At 66.3% G+C, this 18,804-nt stretch carries 20 protein-coding genes and 1 tRNA gene; 7 read left to right on the top strand and 14 right to left on the bottom strand.

Features of this window, described 5'->3' with window-relative positions; genetic code table 11:
* The 10 genes from AC1RNP_RS18965 to efp all read right to left on the bottom strand — a co-directional run.
* The coding region (locus AC1RNP_RS18965; protein WP_493052855.1) for a hypothetical protein at positions 1-188 on the bottom strand (188 nt) is incomplete at its 3' end.
* Positions 189-212: 24 nt separating this feature from the next.
* Positions 213-1,136, bottom strand: a complete 924-nt coding sequence (gene folE2 / locus AC1RNP_RS18960; protein WP_493052854.1) for a GTP cyclohydrolase FolE2 — start codon at positions 1,134-1,136, stop codon at positions 213-215.
* A 150-nt stretch (positions 1,137-1,286) separates the two neighbouring features.
* Positions 1,287-1,898 carry a hypothetical protein gene (locus AC1RNP_RS18955; RefSeq protein ID WP_493052853.1) on the bottom strand — a complete coding sequence of 204 codons (612 nt, stop codon included), beginning with the start codon at positions 1,896-1,898 and terminating at the stop codon, positions 1,287-1,289.
* A gap of 120 nt (positions 1,899-2,018) precedes the next feature.
* Positions 2,019-2,690, bottom strand: a complete 672-nt coding sequence (locus AC1RNP_RS18950; RefSeq protein ID WP_493052852.1) for an isoprenoid biosynthesis enzyme family protein — start codon at positions 2,688-2,690, stop codon at positions 2,019-2,021.
* A 32-nt stretch (positions 2,691-2,722) separates the two neighbouring features.
* Positions 2,723-3,442 carry a phosphoglycolate phosphatase gene (locus AC1RNP_RS18945; protein WP_493052856.1) on the bottom strand — a complete coding sequence of 240 codons (720 nt, stop codon included), beginning with the start codon at positions 3,440-3,442 and terminating at the stop codon, positions 2,723-2,725.
* Between the two features lie 17 nt (positions 3,443-3,459).
* Positions 3,460-4,179 carry a bifunctional 2-polyprenyl-6-hydroxyphenol methylase/3-demethylubiquinol 3-O-methyltransferase UbiG gene (gene ubiG / locus AC1RNP_RS18940; RefSeq protein WP_493052851.1) on the bottom strand — a complete coding sequence of 240 codons (720 nt, stop codon included), beginning with the start codon at positions 4,177-4,179 and terminating at the stop codon, positions 3,460-3,462.
* The gene (locus AC1RNP_RS18935; RefSeq protein WP_493052850.1) at positions 4,179-4,331 is read right to left on the bottom strand and encodes a hypothetical protein; all 153 of its coding nucleotides are present in this window, start codon (positions 4,329-4,331) and stop codon (positions 4,179-4,181) included. The genes ubiG and AC1RNP_RS18935 overlap by 1 nt, the downstream gene beginning before the upstream one ends.
* A complete protein-coding gene (locus tag AC1RNP_RS18930; protein WP_493052849.1) occupies positions 4,324-5,679 on the bottom strand; it encodes a TRZ/ATZ family hydrolase in 1,356 nt (451 codons plus the stop codon). Before AC1RNP_RS18930 ends, AC1RNP_RS18935 begins: the two co-directional genes overlap by 8 nt.
* The gene (locus AC1RNP_RS18925; protein WP_493052848.1) at positions 5,676-6,326 is read right to left on the bottom strand and encodes a TMEM175 family protein; all 651 of its coding nucleotides are present in this window, start codon (positions 6,324-6,326) and stop codon (positions 5,676-5,678) included. The genes AC1RNP_RS18930 and AC1RNP_RS18925 overlap by 4 nt, the downstream gene beginning before the upstream one ends.
* Before the next feature lie 54 nt (positions 6,327-6,380).
* Positions 6,381-6,947: an elongation factor P gene (gene efp / locus AC1RNP_RS18920; protein ID WP_226468081.1), complete on the bottom strand. Its 567-nt coding sequence runs from the start codon at positions 6,945-6,947 to the stop codon at positions 6,381-6,383.
* A gap of 116 nt (positions 6,948-7,063) precedes the next feature.
* Here efp and epmB point away from each other — a divergent pair, with 116 nt between their 5' ends.
* A complete protein-coding gene (gene epmB / locus AC1RNP_RS18915; protein WP_493052847.1) occupies positions 7,064-8,104 on the top strand; it encodes an EF-P beta-lysylation protein EpmB in 1,041 nt (346 codons plus the stop codon).
* Positions 8,105-8,180: 76 nt separating this feature from the next.
* Complete coding sequence (locus AC1RNP_RS18910; protein WP_493052846.1) at positions 8,181-10,265, top strand: EAL domain-containing response regulator; 2,085 nt, start codon at positions 8,181-8,183, stop codon at positions 10,263-10,265.
* A gap of 79 nt (positions 10,266-10,344) precedes the next feature.
* On the opposite strand, the gene htpX is transcribed toward AC1RNP_RS18910, so the two are convergent.
* Complete coding sequence (gene htpX / locus AC1RNP_RS18905) at positions 10,345-11,256, bottom strand: protease HtpX (RefSeq protein WP_493052845.1); 912 nt, start codon at positions 11,254-11,256, stop codon at positions 10,345-10,347.
* A 134-nt stretch (positions 11,257-11,390) separates the two neighbouring features.
* Here htpX and gluQRS point away from each other — a divergent pair, with 134 nt between their 5' ends.
* From gluQRS to phaR, 3 genes are all read left to right on the top strand, one after another.
* The gene (gene gluQRS, locus AC1RNP_RS18900) at positions 11,391-12,290 is read left to right on the top strand and encodes a tRNA glutamyl-Q(34) synthetase GluQRS (protein WP_493052844.1); all 900 of its coding nucleotides are present in this window, start codon (positions 11,391-11,393) and stop codon (positions 12,288-12,290) included.
* Positions 12,291-12,438: 148 nt separating this feature from the next.
* The gene (locus AC1RNP_RS18895; protein ID WP_493052843.1) at positions 12,439-13,179 is read left to right on the top strand and encodes a beta-ketoacyl-ACP reductase; all 741 of its coding nucleotides are present in this window, start codon (positions 12,439-12,441) and stop codon (positions 13,177-13,179) included.
* A 296-nt stretch (positions 13,180-13,475) separates the two neighbouring features.
* Positions 13,476-13,970, top strand: coding sequence for a polyhydroxyalkanoate synthesis repressor PhaR (gene phaR / locus AC1RNP_RS18890; RefSeq protein ID WP_493052842.1), 495 nt, complete (start codon positions 13,476-13,478; stop codon positions 13,968-13,970).
* Positions 13,971-14,092: 122 nt separating this feature from the next.
* Here phaR and AC1RNP_RS18885 read toward each other — a convergent pair whose 3' ends face one another.
* The 3 genes from AC1RNP_RS18885 to AC1RNP_RS18875 form a co-directional block, all read right to left on the bottom strand.
* Positions 14,093-15,010, bottom strand: coding sequence for a M48 family metallopeptidase (locus AC1RNP_RS18885; protein WP_493052841.1), 918 nt, complete (start codon positions 15,008-15,010; stop codon positions 14,093-14,095).
* Between the two features lie 64 nt (positions 15,011-15,074).
* A complete protein-coding gene (locus tag AC1RNP_RS18880; RefSeq protein ID WP_493052840.1) occupies positions 15,075-15,365 on the bottom strand; it encodes a hypothetical protein in 291 nt (96 codons plus the stop codon).
* A 10-nt stretch (positions 15,366-15,375) separates the two neighbouring features.
* On the bottom strand, positions 15,376-17,229 hold the full coding sequence (locus AC1RNP_RS18875; protein ID WP_493052839.1) for an SUMF1/EgtB/PvdO family nonheme iron enzyme: 1,854 nt from the start codon (positions 17,227-17,229) through the stop codon (positions 15,376-15,378).
* Positions 17,230-17,511: 282 nt separating this feature from the next.
* Here AC1RNP_RS18875 and rnd point away from each other — a divergent pair, with 282 nt between their 5' ends.
* Both rnd and AC1RNP_RS18865 read left to right on the top strand, forming a co-directional pair.
* On the top strand, positions 17,512-18,645 hold the full coding sequence (rnd, locus tag AC1RNP_RS18870; protein WP_493052838.1) for a ribonuclease D: 1,134 nt from the start codon (positions 17,512-17,514) through the stop codon (positions 18,643-18,645).
* Between the two features lie 13 nt (positions 18,646-18,658).
* Positions 18,659-18,734 (top strand) — tRNA-Ala (locus AC1RNP_RS18865).
* The last annotated feature ends 70 nt before the right edge of the window (positions 18,735-18,804 follow it).

Genomic DNA, 18,804 nt, shown 5'->3' with positions numbered 1-18,804 from the left:
CGTTTCTTTTGACGCTTATCAAAAGAAATGAACTCGGCCGCGTAGCGGACGAAACGCCTTTGCTCTTCACAAGCAACAGCTAAAGGCAAAATGGATCCCATCTTCCGCCGGGACGACGATAAGGCGAGAAGCTGGATGACCAGCCACCGGGCTGTCAAAAAACCCGCCTGTACGGAAATGCCGGGCAAAAGCCAGAACCGAGAAGCCCCTCGCTACTGACTCCCCTCTCCCGACACCCGCGCCACCGCATCGTGCGCATGCAGACTCTCGAAGTGCTGCACAGTAACGTCGAAACGCTCCACATGCGCATCCCGCGCCAGCACCGCCGCAACCCGACGCGCTGCGTCCTCGCAGAACATCAGGTTCTCGGCATTGAGCCGCGCGAACGCTTGCTCATCCTCGCGCTTGACCGCCGTCTGCACAGGCGTGCCAAGCGCGTTCTCCACGGTGTCGACGAAATGCTCGATCGACAAACGATCGAAGGCCGGACGCAGCGTCAGGCGCATATCGGCCCGGCTGCGCTGCGCATGCGGAGTCGCGGCCAGGCCACGCTCGGAGGCGAGCCAGTCGCGCACCACACCAGTGGAGAGCGGATGCGCGGTGGCGAAGTCCTCGGCGAACCGCTCCGCGTTCAACTGCCGCGACAGCGCGGCCGACGCCGGACAGGTGCTGGAATACTCGACCGAGAACGCCAGCGTCAGCGCGAGATGCCCGTCACGCAGCGTGGCGTCGATCTCGACCGGATACGTTTTCCAGCCGGCATGCTCGCTGGAGAGCGCCTTGCGCTTGAGCAGTTGCTCGTAGCGCAGCACCAGGCGCGCGGCCGAGGATAGGCCGCCCTGCGAGTCAATGCAATCCTGTAGCACGCGGCGCAGGCCGGCGGGCGTGATCGCCTCGCTGCTCAGCGCATCTTGCAATCGCAGGTACAGGCGCGACATGTGGATGCCGCGCGCGTCGGCGTCGCGCAGGTCGACGAAAACGTCGGCCCAGGCGCTCACCAGGACCGAATCGCCACCCGGACCCGGGATGCGCAGGGGGAGCGCGATGCGCTGCATGCCGACCCAATCGAGGGGGCGGGCAGCGGTCGCGGCGTCAAAGGCGACGTCTGGCAGTTGTCTGGCAGGAGGAACGTTCACGGCGACGGTTTACGGCAGGGGGAGGCCGTCAAGGATGTGGGCATTGTAACGACACACCATCGCCGCCCGCGCAACGGTGCGTTGAGGCGTCAGTTGCCGGTCGTCGGCAGGCGGGCCCGGATTCAGGTCGCCGGAAACCGTCCCCCGCCCTCAAGGAAGCCGGTCGAAGGTTTCCTCGGACTGCCGATACGGCCCGTGCGGTGCCGTCTCCGGGTTCGCCAGGACCAGCAAATCGGGTGGGTACAGTCCGTTCTGGCTTCGGACGCTCTCGGGCGCCTCCAGAAGATGGACCTTCACGCGCCAGCGCCCGGCCGGGAGTGCCAGACTCCTGATCGCAGGGTCACGTTTCCCGCCGATGTACTCGATGCCGCTGACGTTGGCGGTGCCCTTGGAGACGAACAGGTATTCCTCCGACGAGGCCGTCACCCAGGCCGATTCGGCGTCGGTCAGCGCGCTCGGCGCACCCGCCCGCCCTACCCGGATCTCGATCGCCGGGGAGCCGTCGGCGTGAACATACAAAGGCACGAAGTGGCCGGCGCGGATATGCCGTTCGTTGTCCTTGGTCTCTAGCACCTGCTTCTCCCACGTTTCGTATCCGCAGATGTCGGCATAGGCCGATGGATCCCAGATGGCATGCATGCCCGAATCCGTCGGCAGCACCGCCTGCAGGCGGGTCGTCGATTCGCCTTCGAACGTTTCGGGACAGGACTGGTGGTGACCGCCGGGATCGCCGCGGAATCGCGAGGCGTTCGCACCAACCAAACGACCAGCGCGATCGTGACGACCACCAGGATGGCGATGAAAGGGAGAAGCAGTCTTCCCATACGTGGAAACCTCGTTGTCGTCCTTGTCGAGATGAAGCCGGCCTGACTTATTCCGAATTTATTCCGACCGTGCCGCGCGCCACGCCAGCCACACGCTGCGCCAGGGCCGAGCGGCGCGCAGCGGCTGATCTGCCGCCAGCTGGGAAAGCCGCTCGTACAACAGCGCGGACTGGATGCGACGCGGACGTGTCGCTCCCCTGCTCCGTGGCCTCGCGGCAAGCAGGGTCCGCGCCTGATCGGCCGCGCCGTGCGACAAGGCGTGCTCGGCCAGGAGATCGGCGAGCACGTCGCCCACCATATCGGCCGGTTCGGCAAAGCTCTCGAAGAGGACCGCCTCGATGCGCGCCACTGCCGTCGCGAAAGCCCGCAGTCCGGAGGGCTCCGGCGACACGATTCCGCGCACCGCCTGCACTTCGCGCAACGACGCCGACAACGCCATCCAATCCACGGGCTGACGCTGCAACGTCGCGCCGAGCGGATGGCGTCGCGCGCCTTTCGCCCAGCCGCGCAATTCCTCTCCCCACCAGGCCAGCTTGGCGAGGCCCGGCGTGGCGTCCTCGCCGCTCCAGGCGGCGCCCGTGAATTCCTGCAACAGCGCGAACCACGCGTATGCCGTATGCCGTCCAGACGCCGGCAGGAAGACTTCCGCCACCGACCATTCCGGCCAGCGGTCACGCCATTTGGCGATGAAGCTTTCGAGGGCTTCGTGCTGATTGTCGGGCGTGCTCATGCGGCTGGCGTGCGTGGGGAGGCGTCGCGCGCCTACGTGGCGCGCGCGGGCCAGCGCGCGGAGTCCAGGAGGTCGTGCGGCGATTCGACCATGACGTCGCCGCCCCATTCTTCCGGCACGTCCTCGGGCACGCGATAACCCCACAGCGCCACCACCGACGGCATGCCGGCCGCGCGCGCGGCTTCGATGTCGCGCCTGTCGTCTCCAACGTAGACGCAGTCTTCCGGCGCCAGTCCAAGCGCGGCAGCGGCATGCCGCAAGGGCATCGGATGCGGCTTGCGCTCCGGCAGCGTGTCGCCGCCGATCAGCACGCCGCAGCGGCTTTCCCATCCCAGCAAGGGCATCAGCAGCCGGGCGAGATATTCCGGCTTGTTGGTGACGATGCCCCAGCGTCCGCCGTCGGCCTCGATCTCCGCCAGCATGGCTTCGATGCCGTCGAACGGCGCGCCGTGATGGCCGAGTTCGCGCTCGTAGATCGCCAGAAACACCGGCACCAGTGCCGCGCGCGCCTCGGCGTCGAGTTGTGGGAATGCCGCGCTCACCATCGCGCGGCTGCCGCGCGAGACGAACGGACGCAGTTGCGCCAACTCCATCGCCGGTTCGCCGCGTTCGGCGCGCATCGCGTTGGCCGTGGCGAGCATGTCCGGCGCGCTGTCGAGCAGCGTGCCGTCGAGATCGAACAGGACGCCGCGCGGGAAACGCCGCGTGCCGGGCGTGGTGCGATCCTGCGTTTCCGATTGTCGGTTTTCGATTTCCGGATCTCCGCCCTTCACGGCTTTACCGCGCAGGCGAGATAGTTCACATCCGTCCGCGAGATCACCCGCGCGGCATTGCGCCACGGCTCGTACATCAGTCCGCTCACGTCCTCCAGTTCCAGGCTGGCCGCGCGCAGCCACGCCGAAAGCTCGGACGGCTTGATGAAATCGCGATACTGATGCGTGCCCTTCGGCAGCAATCGCGCCACGTACTCGGCACCGACGATCGCCAGCGCGAACGCCGCCGGCGTGCGGTTGAGCGTGGACACGAACAGGCGACCGCCGGGTTTCAGCAGTGTCGCGCAGGCGGCGATGATCGCCGCGGGATCGGGGACGTGCTCAAGCATTTCCATGCAGGTAATCGCGTCGAATTCACCCGGCTGCGCGGCGGCCAGCGCTTCCACCGATTGCTCACGGTAATCGACCTTCACGCCGGATTCGAGACCGTGCAGCCTGGCGATCTTGACCAGATCGGGCGCCAGGTCGATGGCGGTGACGCGCGCCCCTTCCTTCGCCAGCGCCTCGCTGAGCAGGCCGCCGCCACAGCCGACGTCGAGCACCGCCGCATCGCGCAAGGTGACACGTTCGGCGACGTAGCCCAGGCGTGCCGGGTTCAGCGCATGCAGCGCTTTCTGCGGGCCGTTCGGGTCCCACCAGCGATGGGCGAGTGCGCCGAACTTGTCGAGTTCGGATTGGCGGAAGTTGTCGCCGGAAGCGGGGGATGTGGAGCTCATCATTGCCGAATACCTTCAAGACCGTCATCCCAGCGAAAGCCGGGACCCATTTTGATTTTGTTTTTTGGCAGCGAAGAACCAAAAGCAACAGCACAATGGGTCCCAGCTTTCGCTGGGATGACGGCAAAAGCAAATGCGAAAATCTCAGGCACGCACGGCCCCGATCCGATCACGCCACTCCCGCGTCTTGGCCAGCAGCGCAACGGTATCGATGTCGACCAGCTCGCGCCCGCGCAGCTTGGCCTTGCCGGCGATCCACACGTCGCTGACCTGATGACGGCCGGTGGCGTAGATCAGCTGCGAGGCCACGTGATGCAGCGGCTGGGTCTCCAATTGCGAGAGGTCGATGCAGACCAGGTCCGCCTGCTTGCCCGGCTCGATCGAGCCGATCAGCGCATCGAAACCGATCGCCTTGGCACCACCCAGCGTCGCCGCGCGCAGCGCGGTGGCGGCATCGAAACCGGCGGCATCGTTCGCCACCGCCTTCGCCAACAGCGCGGCGGTGCGTGTTTCCCCGACCATGTCGAGATCATTGTTGCTGGCGCAGCCATCGGTGCCGATGGCGAGCGTGATGCCCGCACGCTGCAGCGCACAGGCCGGGCAGAACCCCGAAGCCAGCTTGAGGTTGGATTCCGGACAATGCACCACGCTCACGCCGCGCTCGGCGCACAGATGGATTTCCGCCTCGGTGAGCTGCGTCATATGCACCGCGATCAGGCGGTCGTTGATCAGGCCAAGCCGGTCGAGCCGCGCGATCGGGCGCTGCCCGTGCTTCTGCACGGATTGCTCGACTTCCTGCGCAGTCTCGTGCAGGTGCAGGTGCACCGGCACGTCGAGCTGGTCGGCGAGCATGCGCACCCGCTCGAAATTGGCGTCGCTGACCGTGTACGGCGCATGCGGCGCGAAGGCGGTGGCGATCAGCGGATCGCTGCGCCACTGGTCGTGCACTTCGCCGGCCTTGTCGAAGTATTCGTCGTCCGAACTGGCCCAGGCCGACGGGAAGTCGATCAGAGGCAACCCGACGCGGGCGCGGAAGCCATGACGCTTGTAGGTCGCGGCCTGCACGTCGGGGAAGAAATAGTTCTCGTTGACGCAGGTGGTGCCGCCGCGCAGCATCTCGGCGATCGCAAGCTGGATGCCGTCGGCGATGAATTCCGGCCCCATCACCGCGCCTTCGATCGGCCAGATGTGCTCCTGCAGCCACACTTTCAGCGGCAGGTCGTCGGCGACGCCGCGCAACAACGTCATCGGATTGTGGGTGTGGGCGTTGACCAGGCCCGGGATCAGCACGGCGTCGGGACGCGACACGGTGTCCTTCGCCGCGAAGCGCGCGCGCGCCTCGTCGATCGGCAGGATGGCCTGGATGACGCCGTCATGCACGGCGACGGCATGCCGCTCCAGCACCACGCCATGCGGCTCCACCGGCACGACGAAGCCGGCCTCGATCAGCAAATCGACGGATTGCAACGGTCGTACCTCGCTCTGTCGTACTTCACTCAAGCGGCAGGCTCCGGTTTCGGACGACGGAAGCACAGGCGCCGCGCCAGCATCGTCAACGGGAAGATCACCAGGAACACGAAGCCGCCCATCCAGATCGGCAGCACGTATGCCAGCGGGATGCTGGCGGCGAACACCAGCACCGGGATCAGGCCGCGCAGCAGCAGCCAGCGCACCTGCGCCTCGCCCAGTCTTTCACGCAGGTTCTCCTGCCGGACGACCATGCGCCGGGTCAGCCAGGAGAAGAACGAAATCCCGAACAGCACGGCGCTGTAGAAAGCGAACCGTCCGGCGCTCTCCGAACTGAACGCCTCGGAATACAGATGCGTCGCGAACGGCATCAGCGCGACGAACATCAATTGCAGGATCGAGCACCACACCAGCTTGCCGGTGGCGCGGGTCACATGCTTCCAGGTCAGCATGTGGCCGCTCCAGAACAGGGCGATCACCAGGAAGCTGACGATGTAGGCGATGAACAGCGAGACCACCTCGCGCGAGGCGGCTTCCGCGCCGACGTGCTCGACCATTTGCTGCGTCGGCAATCTCAGCTCGATCGCAAGCAGGGTGATGGCGATGGCAAAGACCGCGTCGCTGAAAAAAACGACGCGGTCGTGCGGAAAGACATCCCGGGCTGCTTCCTTTTCGCTCATGGCTGCCTGCATTGGTTGCGGCTTATTTCACCTTAGTCTTACTTCACTGCTGTCTTACTTCACGCGGCTGACGTACTCGCCGCTGCGGGTATCGACCTTGATCACCTCGTCCTGGCCGACGAACAGCGGCACGCGCACCACCGCGCCGGTTTCCAACGTGGCCGGCTTGCCACCGCCACCCGAGGTGTCGCCACGGACGCCCGGATCGGTCTCGACGATCTTCAGCTCGACGAAATTCGGCGGCTGCACCGCGATCGGGGTGCCGTTCCACAGCGTGACCACGCAGGGCTCCTCGCCCTTCAGCCACTTGGCGGCATCGCCGACGCCGGTCTTGTCGGCCTGCACCTGCTCGAAGGTTTCCTGCTGCATGAAGTGCCAGTACTCGCCGTCGGCGTAGAGGAACTGCATGTCGGTGTCGACGACGTCGGCCGCTTCCAGCGAATCGGTGGCCTTCATGGTCAGCTCGACCACGCGGCCGGACTTGATGAAGCGATATTTGACGCGGGTGAAGGCCTGGCCCTTGCCCGGCTTGACGTACTCGGTGTCGGTGATGATGCAAGGCTCGTTGTTGACGAGGATCTTCATCCCGTTCTTGACGTCGTTCATGCCATAGCTGGCCATGCTTACTCCTGCAAAAAAGTGAGGCGTGATGGGCCGCATTCGCGGCCAAACTGGGTGTGTACGAAGTTCCGGAGAGGCCAAGGGGCTAAAATGCCCGGCCCCGGAACGGATCACACATGATACCTGCTGCCTCCCCTGCCCCGCACCCGCGAGACGCCGCCCCGAGCGGCGACTGGCGCCGGCTCTGGCGCGAAGCCGTGCGCGATCCGCGCGAACTGCTGGCCCTGCTCGGGCTGGACGAGGCCGCCCTGCGCATCTCCGACACGGCGGCCGGGCAGTTCCCGCTGCGGGTGCCGCGTGGCTTCGTCGCGCGCATGCGCGCGGGCGATACGCACGATCCGTTGCTGCGCCAGGTCCTGCCGCTCGATGCCGAGATGCAGCCGGCCCCCGGCTTCACGCTCGATGCCGTGGGCGATGCCGCCGCCCGCACCGGGCATGGTGTGATCCGCAAGTACCGCGGCCGCGCCCTGCTGATCACCACCGGCAGTTGCGCCGTGCACTGCCGTTACTGCTTCCGCCGCCACTTCCCCTACGCCGAGGAAACCGCCGCGGCCGGCGGCTGGCAGGAAGCCCTCGATGCCCTGCGCGCCGATCGCGACGTCAGCGAGGTGATCCTCTCCGGCGGCGACCCGCTGTCGCTGGCCACGGCCAAGCTCACCGAACTCACCACGCAGCTGGCGGACCTCCCGCACATCCGCCGCCTGCGCATCCACACGCGCCTGCCGATCGTGCTGCCGGAGCGCATCGATGACGAATTGACCACTTGGCTAAAGTCCCTGCCCTGGCCCGTGGCCGTCGTCGTGCATGCCAATCACGCCAACGAATTCGACGCCGATGTCGACGCCGCGATGGCGCGCCTGCGTGACGCCGGTCGCGCTTTCGGCGGCATCACCCTGCTCAACCAGGCCGTGCTGCTGCGCGGCGTCAACGACTCGATTGCGGCGCTGGCCGCGCTGTGCGAACGCGGCTACGAGGCCGGCGTGCTGCCTTATTACCTGCACCAACTCGACCGTGTGCAGGGCGCCGCGCACTTTGAAATCCCGGACGCGCAGGCACTGGCGCTGCATGCGGAACTGGTCTCGCGACTGCCGGGGTATCTGGTCCCCAGACTGGTGCGCGAAGTGGCCGGCGACGCCTCCAAACGCCGTCTCGCCTGATCGCGGGACCATAGGTGCGATGGACGAACCGCGCCGCCTCATGGCATAAACGCCCGTCTCCGCCCCCGAGGTGACAATGCCGCCGAGCCCGGACCAAGCCCTGCGCCTGCTGATCGTCGACGATAGTGTCGAAGCGGCCGAAGCCATCGTCAGCGCTCTGCGCAATTCCGGTATCGCGGTGCGCCCGCTGCGACCGGTTTCCGACGAGGAACTCGTCGCCATGCTCGGCGCGCAACCCATCGATCTGGTGCTCGCGGCGCAGCGGGCGAACGTCATTCCGTTCGCCGAGGTGGTCCAGCACGTCGTCGCCAGCGGCAAGGACATCCCGGTCATCGCCGTGGGCGACAGTATCGACGATGCCAGCTTCCTCGAAGCGCACAGCGCCGGCGCGCGCAACATCGCCCTGCGCCGCAAGCCGCAGCAATTGCTGGCCGTGGTGCGCAACGAATGGAACGACCTCGAGGACCGCCGCGCCCTGCGCAAGCTCGAAGCGCGCGTGCGCGAGAGCGAGCGCCGCTGCGACACCCTGATCGAATCCTCGCGCGACCCCATCGCCTACGTCCACGAGGGCATGCACATCCGCGCCAACGGCGCCTACCTCGAAATGTTCGGCCTCGACAGCTTCGAGGACATCGAGGGCATGTCCCTGCTCGATCTGGTCGCGCCGCAGCACGTCGAGAGCCTGAAATCGCTGCTGAAAAGTCTCGCCAAGGGCGAAACGCCGCAGCCGCGCTACGAACTGGATGCGCGCGACATCGCCGGCGGCGTCTTCGCCGCGACGATGGAATTCTCGCCCGCCACCTACGAGAACGAACCCTGCCAGCAGGTGGTCTTCCGCCGCCAGGAGATCGACACCGAGCTGGCGCAGGAGATCGAGGCGCTGCGCCAGCGCGACCAGGTCACCGGCCTGCTCAACCGCCCCACCTTCCTGCATGCGCTGGAAGATGCGGTGACCGAGGCGGCGCAGGGCCAGGCCCAGCATGGCCTGCTGATGATCGAGCCCGACCACTATCAGCGCCTCCTGCACGAGATCGGCCTCGACGCCGCCGACACCATGCTCGCCGCGATGGGCGAACGCCTGCAGGGCGTGCTGGAGGAAAACGAAGGCGCCGTGGCCGCGCGCTTCTCCGAGCACCGGCTCGCGGTCCTGCTGCCCAACGCCGACCACAAGGCGACCACGGCACTGGCCGAACGCATCCGCGAAGCCTTCGCCTCGCACGTGTTTCCGATCGGATCGCGCTCCAGCACGATCACCGCCAGCATTGGCGGCGTGCAGATCGGCGAAAAGATCGCCAGCGTCACCCAGGTGCTGGCCAAGGCCAGCCAGGGCGTGCAGTCCTCGCTCGACGTCGGCGGCAACTGCTACGAGATCTTCGATCCCGCGGCGGCCGACCGCGCCGAGGAAGAACACATCCAGGCCTGGGTCACACGCCTGCGCGACGCGCTCGACCAGGAACGTTTCGTGCTGCACTACCAGCCGGTGATCGGCCTGCAGGGCGACGTCAGCCCGGTCTATGAAGTGTTCCTGCGCATGGACGCGGGCGACGGCGAACTGGTCAAGCCGCTGTCGTTCCTGCAGATCGCGGAGGAGAACGGCCTGCTCTGGGAACTCGACCGCTACGTGGTCGGGCACGCCATCGAGATCATCGGGCGCCGCATCCGCAATGGCAAACCGATCACGCTGCTGGTGAAGATCAGCCAGTCCTCGCTCGACGACGACAGCCTCCTGCGCCACATCGGCGATCAGCTGGCCGCGCACGGTGTCCCCGGCGAGCGCCTGATGCTGCAACTGCCCGAGGCCAAGGTGTTCACCCATCTGAAGGCGACGCAGGAATTCGCTGCCGCCGCCAACGAGCTCGGCGTGCGCATCGTGCTGGAGCAGTTCGGCGTCGGGCTGGATTCGTTCCAGCTGCTCACGCATCTGCAGCCGGACATGCTCAAGATCGACCGCAGCTTCGCCGAGGAACTGCCGAAGAATCCGACCAACCAGGAGCGCGTGCGCGAGATCGTGGCGAAGGCGCGCGAACTCGACATCCAGACCATCGCCGAATTCGTCGCCGACGCGACCAGCATGTCGTTCCTGTTCTCGGCCGGCGTGGATTATGTCCAGGGCGAGTTCCTGGCCGGCGTGGGGCCGGAAATGAATTACGAGTTCGAATAGTCGCGGCGTTGTTTCCGGCGCCGGTCAGGCAAAAAAGAAGCCCGCCAGATGGCGGGCTTCTTCATTCGCGACAATCCGCTCAGGCCACGACGCCCTGGCGCACGCTGCTCTCGTCGAGCTTGGCGTTGCGCAGCGCCTGGATGCGCTCCTCCAGCGGAGGATGGCTCATCATCAGCCGCTTCAAACCGTGCGGGATGGCACCGGCGATGCCGAAGGCCTGGATCTGCGTCGGCAGCGTGCTCTGGCCGTGGTTGAGTGCGAGGCGCTCCAGCGCCGCGATCATCTTGTCGCGGCCGGCCAGGCGCGCGCCGCCCGCGTCGGCGCGGAATTCACGCTGACGCGAGAACCACATCGCGATCACGCTGGCAAACAGGCCGAACACCATCTCCAGCACGAACACGATCGCGAAATACGCCAGTCCGCCACCGCCGCTCTCGCTGCTACGACCGCCGCTCAGATAGCCGTCGACCACGCGGCCGACGATGCGCGCCAGCACGATCACGAAGGTGTTGAGCACGCCCTGCAGCAAGGCCATCGTCACCATGTCGCCGTTGGCGACGTGGCTGACCTCGTGGCCGAGCACGGCCTCGGCTTCGTCGCGGCTCATCGAACGCAGCAAGCCGGTCGATACGGCAACCAGCGCCTTGTTGCGATTGGCACCGGTGGCGAAGGCGTTGATCTCCGGTCCGTCGTAGACGGCGACTTCAGGCATGCCAATGCCGGCGGCCTGCGCCTGCCGCTGCACGGTCGTGACCAGCCAGCGCTCGGTTTCGTTGCGTGGCTGTTCGATGACCTGGGCGCCGGTGGTGCGCAGCGCGATCCACTTCGACATCAACAGCGAGATGAACGAGCCGCCGAAGCCGAACAGGGCCGCCATGATCAGCAGGCCGGCGTTGGTCGACGGATTGATGCCGAAAATCGCCATGACGATGCTGACCAGGGCCAGTACCGCCAGGTTGGTGGCAAGGAACAGGAAAATACGCTTGAACATCGATGGGGTTTCCTATCGCGCGAGGGCGCGATCGATTGGCTGTTGTAATGTAGTCGACGCGGTTTGAATTCAAGTTCCGCATCGCTTTTGTGCTGTGAGACGTGCGCGAAGTTCCTACACTCATGCAACATTCGATGAACGAATCCCAACCGCAATTCAGCGCACCCTATCGCGGCCGCTTCGCGCCCTCGCCCACCGGCCCCTTGCATTTCGGTTCGCTGCTGGCGGCATTCGGCAGCTGGCTGATGGCGCGACGCGCGCATGGGCAGTGGCTGGTGCGTATCGAGGACATCGATCCGCCGCGCGAAATCGCCGGTGCCGCAGACGCGCAGCTGCGCACGCTGGCCGCCATCGGCCTGCTGCCCGACGGACCGGTCCTGCGACAAAGCGAACGCAGCGACGCCTACCACGCCGCGCTGGAACGACTGCTGGCGAAGGGCGATGCCTTCTTCTGCCATTGCAGCCGCAGCGATCATGCGGACGCGGGCGGCGTGCATCGCGCCTGTGTGCCCGGCGCCTCGCGCACCGATCCGGCGATCCGCCTGCGCGTCCCCGACGGCACCAGCGTCGTGTTCGAGGACGCGCTGCAAGGACGCATCGAACAGGATGTGGCACGCGAAGTCGGCGACTTCGTGCTGCGCCGCGCGGACGGATTGTGGGCGTACCAGCTGGCGGTGGTGGTGGACGATGCCGCCCAGGGCATCAGCGAGGTCGTGCGCGGCGCCGACCTGCTCGATTCCACGCCCCGGCAGATCCTGCTGCAGCGACGGCTCGGACTGCCGACGCCGCGCTACGCGCACCTGCCGCTGGTGCTGGGCGACGATGGCCGCAAGCTGTCGAAATCATCGGCTTCCCTGCCGGTCGCCGAGGACGCGCCGGTGGCGACCCTGCGCAGGGCCTGGCTCGCGCTGGGGCAGAACGGCGACGCGCTGGCCGAGGCGGCTTCCGTCGACGATGTCCTGTCGTCATCACTCCGTCATTTCGACCCGGCGCGCATCCCGCGCGATCGGACGCTGTCATTCACTCCGGCGTAACGCACCGGGCAAGCAGAGAACCTTTGCGGAAACGTTACACAAACAACTGTGCCTGCTACCGCATTGCACAACGAACTTATCCCCGCCCAAGAATAGAATTCTCCCGAACGCAATCGCGCGCGCATCGAACGTATTTGGAGAACAGGGCATGGCATCTCGGGTGGCATTGGTGACAGGGGGAACCGGGGGAATCGGAACGGCCATCTGCAAGCGGCTGATCACCGGCGGCTACAAGGTCGCGACCAATTACCGCAACGAGGAAAAAGCGCGTGCCTGGCAGGCACAGATGCAATCGGAGGGTTACGAGGTCACGCTCGCCAAGGGCGACGTCTCGAACTACGCGGAAGCCGAAGCGATGGTGCGCGACGTCGAACGCCAGCTCGGTCCGGTCGACGTGCTGATCAACAACGCCGGCATCACCCGCGACGGCACCTTCCACAAGATGACGCCCGAACAGTGGCAGGAAGTCATCAACACCAATCTCAACTCGGTGTTCAACGTCACCCGCCCGGTGATCGAGGGCATGCGCGCGCGCAAGTGGGGCCGCATCATCCAGATCAGCTCGATCAACGGCCAGAAAGGCCAGTACGGCCAGGCCAACTACGCCGCCGCCAAGGCGGGCATGCACGGATTCACCATCTCGCTGGCGCAGGAGAACGCGAAGTTCGGGGTCACCGTCAACACAGTCTCGCCCGGCTACATCGGCACCGACATGGTGATGGCCGTGCCGGAGGACGTGCGCGCCAAGATCGTGGCGCAGATCCCCACCGGCCGCCTGGGCGAGCCCGACGAGATCGCCTATGCGGTGAGCTTCTTCCTGCCCGACGAGGCCGGATGGATCACCGGGGCCAATCTGTCCGCCAATGGCGGGCAGTACATGGGCTGGTAAAGGGGAAGGCCGGCACTAGCCGGCGTGCCGGCCAGTGCCCCCCAAGGTTTGCTGCGAAAACCTCGGGCCCCGAGCCCGTGCTTCCACGATCCCGCCGCTGTCGCGGCGCCCCCTTGACGCAAGGGGCTACCCACCCGGAAAGCTTGAGGCACGAGCCAAGCAGATTGGCATTGGGAGGTTCCACCGGTATCCATACTGGAGGGTATCGTGCCCTACAGGGGCTCTGGCTGACCAAAGTTGCAAGCGGTGCTGCACTGCGCCATGCTGCCCGCCTGCAACGTTAGAGCCTTTGCTCCATGACCAAGCCGCGCGTCATCAAGAAATACCCGAACCGTCGTCTCTACGACACTGACATTTCCAGCTACATCACCATCGAGGACGTGCGGCAGCTCATCGTCGACGGCGAGGACTTCGAGGTCCGCGACGCCAAGACCGGCGAGGACCTGACCCGCCAGGTGCTGCTGCAGATCATTGCCGAGCACGAGCAGGACGGTCAGCCGATGCTCTCCACGCAACTGCTGAGCCAGCTCATCCGCTTCTACGGCGATTCGCTGCAGGGCTTCATGGGCACCTACCTCGAACGCTCGATGCAGACTTTCCTCGATCAGCAGTCGCAGTTCCGCCAGCAGATGGGCAACATGCTCGGCCAGACGCCGTGGGCGATGGTCAATCAGCTCACCGAACGCAACCTGGAGCTGTGGCAGGAATTCCAGCAGAACCTGATCGGCGGCCTTGGCCGCAGCGCTTCGGCCAAGCCGAAGGACACCGCCGACAAGCCGCGCGGCAAATAAGCGTCGCCCTCTCTGCTTCCATATGGCGCGCGTGATGCGCGCCATTCGATGCGATCACGCCTGTCGATCGTATCGCCTCAGGGCCTGAAGGCCACGCTGCAAATCAACAGGCCGTTGCCGGCTCAGAGGGCTCCAGCACCACTGCCCTGTTCGCAGAAACGCTTGCGATACTCCATCGCCTTCGGCATCAACGCCTGCAGGTTCTGGATGCGCGTGCCGGAACTCGGGTGCGTGGAGGAAAACTCCGGCGGCGCCTGTCCGCCGCTGGCCTGATCCATGCGCTGCCACAGCGCGATGGATTCCTGCGGGTTGTAGCAGGCCGCGGCTGCCAGCATCAGGCCCATCTCGTCGGCCTGCGTCTCCTGCTTGCGCGCATACGGCAGCGAGCGGCCATAGCCATACACGGCCATCACCATCTGCATCTGCTGCGCGTCCATGCCGCTCATCGCGCCTGCCATCTGTCCGATCTGCGCCAGCTTCTGCTCTGTCATGCGCTGCGCGCCGTGGCGCAAGAGTGCATGCGTGATCTCATGCCCCATCACCACCGCCATCGCATCCTTGTTCTGCGCCACCGGCACCAGGCCGGTGTAGACCGCCATCTTGCCGCCGGGCAGACAGAACGCATTGGCCTGGTCCGACTGCAGGACCGTCACCGCCCATTCGAACTCGTTTTCGATGTGCTGCGCCTGCAGGCCGTGCTCCGCGGCGAGCGCGTCGGACACCTGCGGAATCTTCGCGATCAGGCGCTGCGCGATCTCGCGCACTTCGCCCACGATCGGGGAATTGGCATCCACCGGTTGCTCCTGTTGCAAGATCTCCTGGTAAGCCTGCAGCCCGAGCGCCTTTTCTTCCTGTGGCGAGATGCTCTTGTCGATCAGCACCTTCTCGCCTGTGAGCGGATCGACGGTGCGGTTGGAGAAATAGTAATAAGCGGCGTAGCCGATGAACGCCACCAGGATCAGCAGGCGCGGATTGAATCCGAAGCCACGCCGCTGCCCGCCCTGCGATTCGTAACTGTTACCGAACGGGTTCTGCCGCATTGCCTTCTCCCCTCACCTGCGCATGTACAGCCGGATTGTGCATCGGCCCCGATCCGGTGGATCGTCAGGGCGCAAAATAGCGGTAGCCAAAATATGTGGCAATCCCGACCACGCCCCAGAAGACGAGCCCGAAGAACGCGCCCATCTCGGCATCCAGCACCCTGCGCCCGTCGGAAGTGCGATGAAAACCGTGCCATTTCGGATAAACCCGCCCCCCCTTCGCGGCCGGCTCCACATGAACGTAGCCGAACGTGAAGATCGGCACGACAACCCGGCTGGTGTAGTCACCAGCGATTTGCAGCAGCATTTCGGCGATCGGCCTGAGGATGGGTTCGCCAAGGATTTCCCCAGGCATCCCCGCTCCTTCAGATATCCCGCACCACCCGGAAACCGACGCGCGCATTGGTATTGTCCACACCGGCCGGCGCGCGCCAGGCCGAGCGCGTCTGCGCTGGCGAACTCGCCCACGAACCGCCGCGGATCACCCGCGTCCGGCATCCCGGATTGACCCAGGCCGCGCCGTCCTTCGGCGCGCGCCGGTAGTTGTCGTGCCAGCAGTCGGCCACCCATTCGCCGACGTTGCCCGACAGGTCGTGCAGGCCCCAGACATTCGGCTTGAAGCTCCCGACAGGCGCCGGCCCCCAATAGGTGTCGCTGTAACCGTTGAAGGCATTGCTCCAGCGGCGCGTGCCATTGGGCGACACGTCGCGCGCACCGGTGAAGTTGCCGCTGCCAACGGGCGGCGCACCATCGCCCCAGGGCCACATGCCCGTGCCGCCGGCGCGCAGCACATATTCGAATTCGGCCTCGCTCGGCAGGCGGTAATGCTTGCCGGTCTGCTCCGACAGCCACTTCGCGTAGGCATCGGCGTCCTTGGCACTGACGTGCAGGACGGGCTGGTCGTCGCCCGCCACCCGGCCGGCATAGTCGCTGAACCAGTCGACATTGCTGCGCCGCGCGAAGTTGCCGCTGCGCTCGTCGTAGGCCATCGAGAAGCCGCGCCGCATCGCCCGCGTCTTGCGGCCGGTGGCGTTGATGAAGCGGCGGAACTCGCCAACGGTGACTTCCGTCGCCGACATCGCGAAGCCGCGATCGAAACGGATGTTGCGCTGCGGTTTTTCATTGTCCGCCGCCGCGCGATCGTCGTCCGCCGATCCCATGCGGAATGCGCCGTGCGGCACGACCACCATTTGCGGGCTACGGCCCCCGTTCTTCAGGGCATCCGTGAATGTCTGTCCCGGCCGGTACAAACCGTAGTGCTGGGCCAGATCGATGCGCTGGCGCAGTTCCGCGGCGACGGGATCGCCGGGCTTGGCGATCAGCAGGATGTCGGCGAGCCGTTTGCGGGCGGTGGCGAGGCCGTTGTACTGCGACAGTGCGGCGATGCCGGCATCGCGCAGCTGTGCGATGCGCATGCCGCGCATGCGTTCGATGCGCTCGCCGGCGTCGCGGACGGTGGTCATCTCGGGACGCAGTTTCGCGGCGTCGGCCAGCCAGCGCTGCGCGGCGGCGAAATCGCCGTCTTCCCCCGCCAGTTCCGCCCTGCGGATCAGTGCGCTCTCCACCGCGGCCACACCCTGCATCGCCCGCGGCTGCCCGGGTTTGAGTGCCAGCACCTCGCGGAACTTGGCCAGCGCGCCGCCACCGCGTTCCCCGTACTGGGCATTGGCCAGGGCGTGTTCGCCTTCGCGATTAAGTTCCCACAACGTGTCGGCGGTATCGACGCGCGCCAGGAACGCCTGCACCGCCTCGTCGCCGCCATCCACCGCGCGTGCGACGGTGGCGATCTCGTGCGCCTTGCGCAAGGCATCGATCTCGTCATCGGCCCGCGTCAGCGCCTGCTCGCCTTCCGCAAGCAGTGCCCGCAACGCGCGGCGCAGGCCTTCCTGCACCGCCTTGTTCTTCGGATCGCGCTGCGCCAGCGCCAGATAGAGCGGGATCGCGGAATCGCCATCGGCATAGAGATTCCCCGCCGCCAGCGCCGCATCGGCACGCTTGCGGGCACGGGTGTCGCCGTCCTGCGGAATCTGCACCGCCGGCACGCGCCAGGTCAGCGCCTGGGAGATGCTGTCGTCGCCGCTGACCGTCACCACGCCCGCGCGCACTTCCGCCCTGGCCTGCCGTTCGGCGCGCGTAGACGGGTCCTGGTCGCGCGAACAGCCCGCGAGCAATGCCGGCAGCAGCAATGCAGCGATGGCGATCCGGTGGATGGCGCGCAAACCTCGTTTCCTTGCCGACGCGGGGGCATCAGATTACGCCATCGCCTGCGCCGAGGCACCGCGGCGGTGTTGTGACGCCGTCCCGTCTTTGCCCGATACGTGTTTGCCTTGTTCACCTCGTCGCCATTAGGCTGGCATCTTTCAACATCGTGTCTTCAAGACAGCAGATGCCTTCCATGGCGCCACGTCATCGGCTTCGGAACCTCAAGCCCGGCCATCCATCGCCGGGCATCCGAGGTTCGAGCCGCTGCCAATAGGGCATCGGCTCAGACCCTTATCTCAATGCCGCTCTGGATCAACAGCCCCTCAGACCTCGCCTCCCGGATTGCGCAATGTCCCTCGCGGATCGGCCTGGACACCGAGTTCGTCCGCGAACGCACCTACTGGCCGCAGCTGGCATTGGTGCAGATCTCCTTCGGAGACGGTGACGACGACATCCTGCTGATCGATCCACTCATCCCCGGCATCACCGCCACCCTGGCGCCGTTGCTGTCGGACACCTCGATCCTGAAGATCACCCACAGCCCCGGCGAAGACCTGATCGCCCTCCAGCACGCCTGCGGCGTCGTGCCACGGCCACTGTTCGACACGCAGACCGCCGCTGCACTCTCCGGCATCGCCGCTGGCATCGGCTATCAGCGGCTGGTGCAGGACGTGCTGGGCATCGCCCTGGCCAAAGGCGAAACGCGTTCGGACTGGATGCGTCGTCCGCTGACGCCATCCCAGCTCGACTACGCCGCCGATGACGTGCGGCACCTGTTCGCCCTCCACGACAAGCTGACCGCCACCCTGCAACAGCTCGGGCGTGGCGAATGGCAGGAAGAAGACTGCGCCCGCATGGTCGACAACGCCGAACGGGACGAAGCCGACCGCTGGCCGCATCTGGCGCTGCGCGCCACGCAATTCTTCGACACCCCGGCGCAGCATCGCCTGCTGCGCCTGCTGCGCTGGCGCGATGCCTACGCGCGCGAAACCGACCGTCCGCGCACCTGGATCCTCGACAACGAACTCGCCACGCTCCTGGCACGCGACGCCATGCAGGACCGGGAAACCCTGCAGCGGCTGCTCGACGCGCATCCCAAGGCGCCGCGCAGGTTGGCGGACCTCATCTGGAACGTCCTGCAGACTCCCCTGGCGGATGAAGGCGACGCCCCACCGCCGCGCGGCGACGACCGCGACAAGCAGGCCCTGCGCCGCCTGCAGGACGCCACCGCCGCCCGCAGCGCGGAACTCGGCCTGCCCGACGGCGTTCTCGCCTCCCGGCGCTGGCTGGAGCGTCTCCTGGAAACCAGCCCTCTCGACGATGATGCCCGCCGCTGGCCCGGCCCGCTCTCCGGCTGGCGCCGCGCGCAGCTGGAACCGTTCCTAGCCCCCCTGCTCGCCACCGCTGGCGGCAACGCGAGCGCCTCCGTATAATTCGCAGCTTCGTGGGGCGGTAGCTCAGCTGGGAGAGCGTCGCGTTCGCAATGCGAAGGTCGGGAGTTCGATCCTCCTCCGCTCCACCATCCCTAAAAAACCGACGAGTCTCCGTCGGTTTTTTTTCGTCCAACTCCCCCCTATTTCCGCAGTGTTTTT

It is taken from the genome of Luteimonas sp. GW821-FHT14E02, from assembly GCF_058803905.1.
Note: the sequence above shows the minus strand (reverse complement) of the source record. Positions and strands in the feature narration are given on the sequence as shown.

What these genes read in the sequence shown, in the direction of transcription:
- AC1RNP_RS18885 (WP_493052841.1), bottom strand. Translation starts at nt 15,010, where the DNA reads ATGCGGCAGAACCCGTTCGGTAACAGTTACGAATCGCAGGGCGGGCAG.
- rnd (WP_493052838.1), top strand. Translation starts at nt 17,512, where the DNA reads ATGCCGCTCTGGATCAACAGCCCCTCAGACCTCGCCTCCCGGATTGCG.
- efp (WP_226468081.1), bottom strand. Translation starts at nt 6,947, where the DNA reads ATGGCCAGCTATGGCATGAACGACGTCAAGAACGGGATGAAGATCCTC.
- AC1RNP_RS18910 (WP_493052846.1), top strand. Translation starts at nt 8,181, where the DNA reads ATGCCGCCGAGCCCGGACCAAGCCCTGCGCCTGCTGATCGTCGACGAT.
- htpX (WP_493052845.1), bottom strand. Translation starts at nt 11,256, where the DNA reads ATGTTCAAGCGTATTTTCCTGTTCCTTGCCACCAACCTGGCGGTACTG.
- epmB (WP_493052847.1), top strand. Translation starts at nt 7,064, where the DNA reads ATGATACCTGCTGCCTCCCCTGCCCCGCACCCGCGAGACGCCGCCCCG.
- phaR (WP_493052842.1), top strand. Translation starts at nt 13,476, where the DNA reads ATGACCAAGCCGCGCGTCATCAAGAAATACCCGAACCGTCGTCTCTAC.
- AC1RNP_RS18880 (WP_493052840.1), bottom strand. Translation starts at nt 15,365, where the DNA reads ATGCCTGGGGAAATCCTTGGCGAACCCATCCTCAGGCCGATCGCCGAA.
- gluQRS (WP_493052844.1), top strand. Translation starts at nt 11,391, where the DNA reads ATGAACGAATCCCAACCGCAATTCAGCGCACCCTATCGCGGCCGCTTC.
- AC1RNP_RS18950 (WP_493052852.1), bottom strand. Translation starts at nt 2,690, where the DNA reads ATGAGCACGCCCGACAATCAGCACGAAGCCCTCGAAAGCTTCATCGCC.
- AC1RNP_RS18895 (WP_493052843.1), top strand. Translation starts at nt 12,439, where the DNA reads ATGGCATCTCGGGTGGCATTGGTGACAGGGGGAACCGGGGGAATCGGA.
- AC1RNP_RS18925 (WP_493052848.1), bottom strand. Translation starts at nt 6,326, where the DNA reads ATGAGCGAAAAGGAAGCAGCCCGGGATGTCTTTCCGCACGACCGCGTC.
- ubiG (WP_493052851.1), bottom strand. Translation starts at nt 4,179, where the DNA reads ATGAGCTCCACATCCCCCGCTTCCGGCGACAACTTCCGCCAATCCGAA.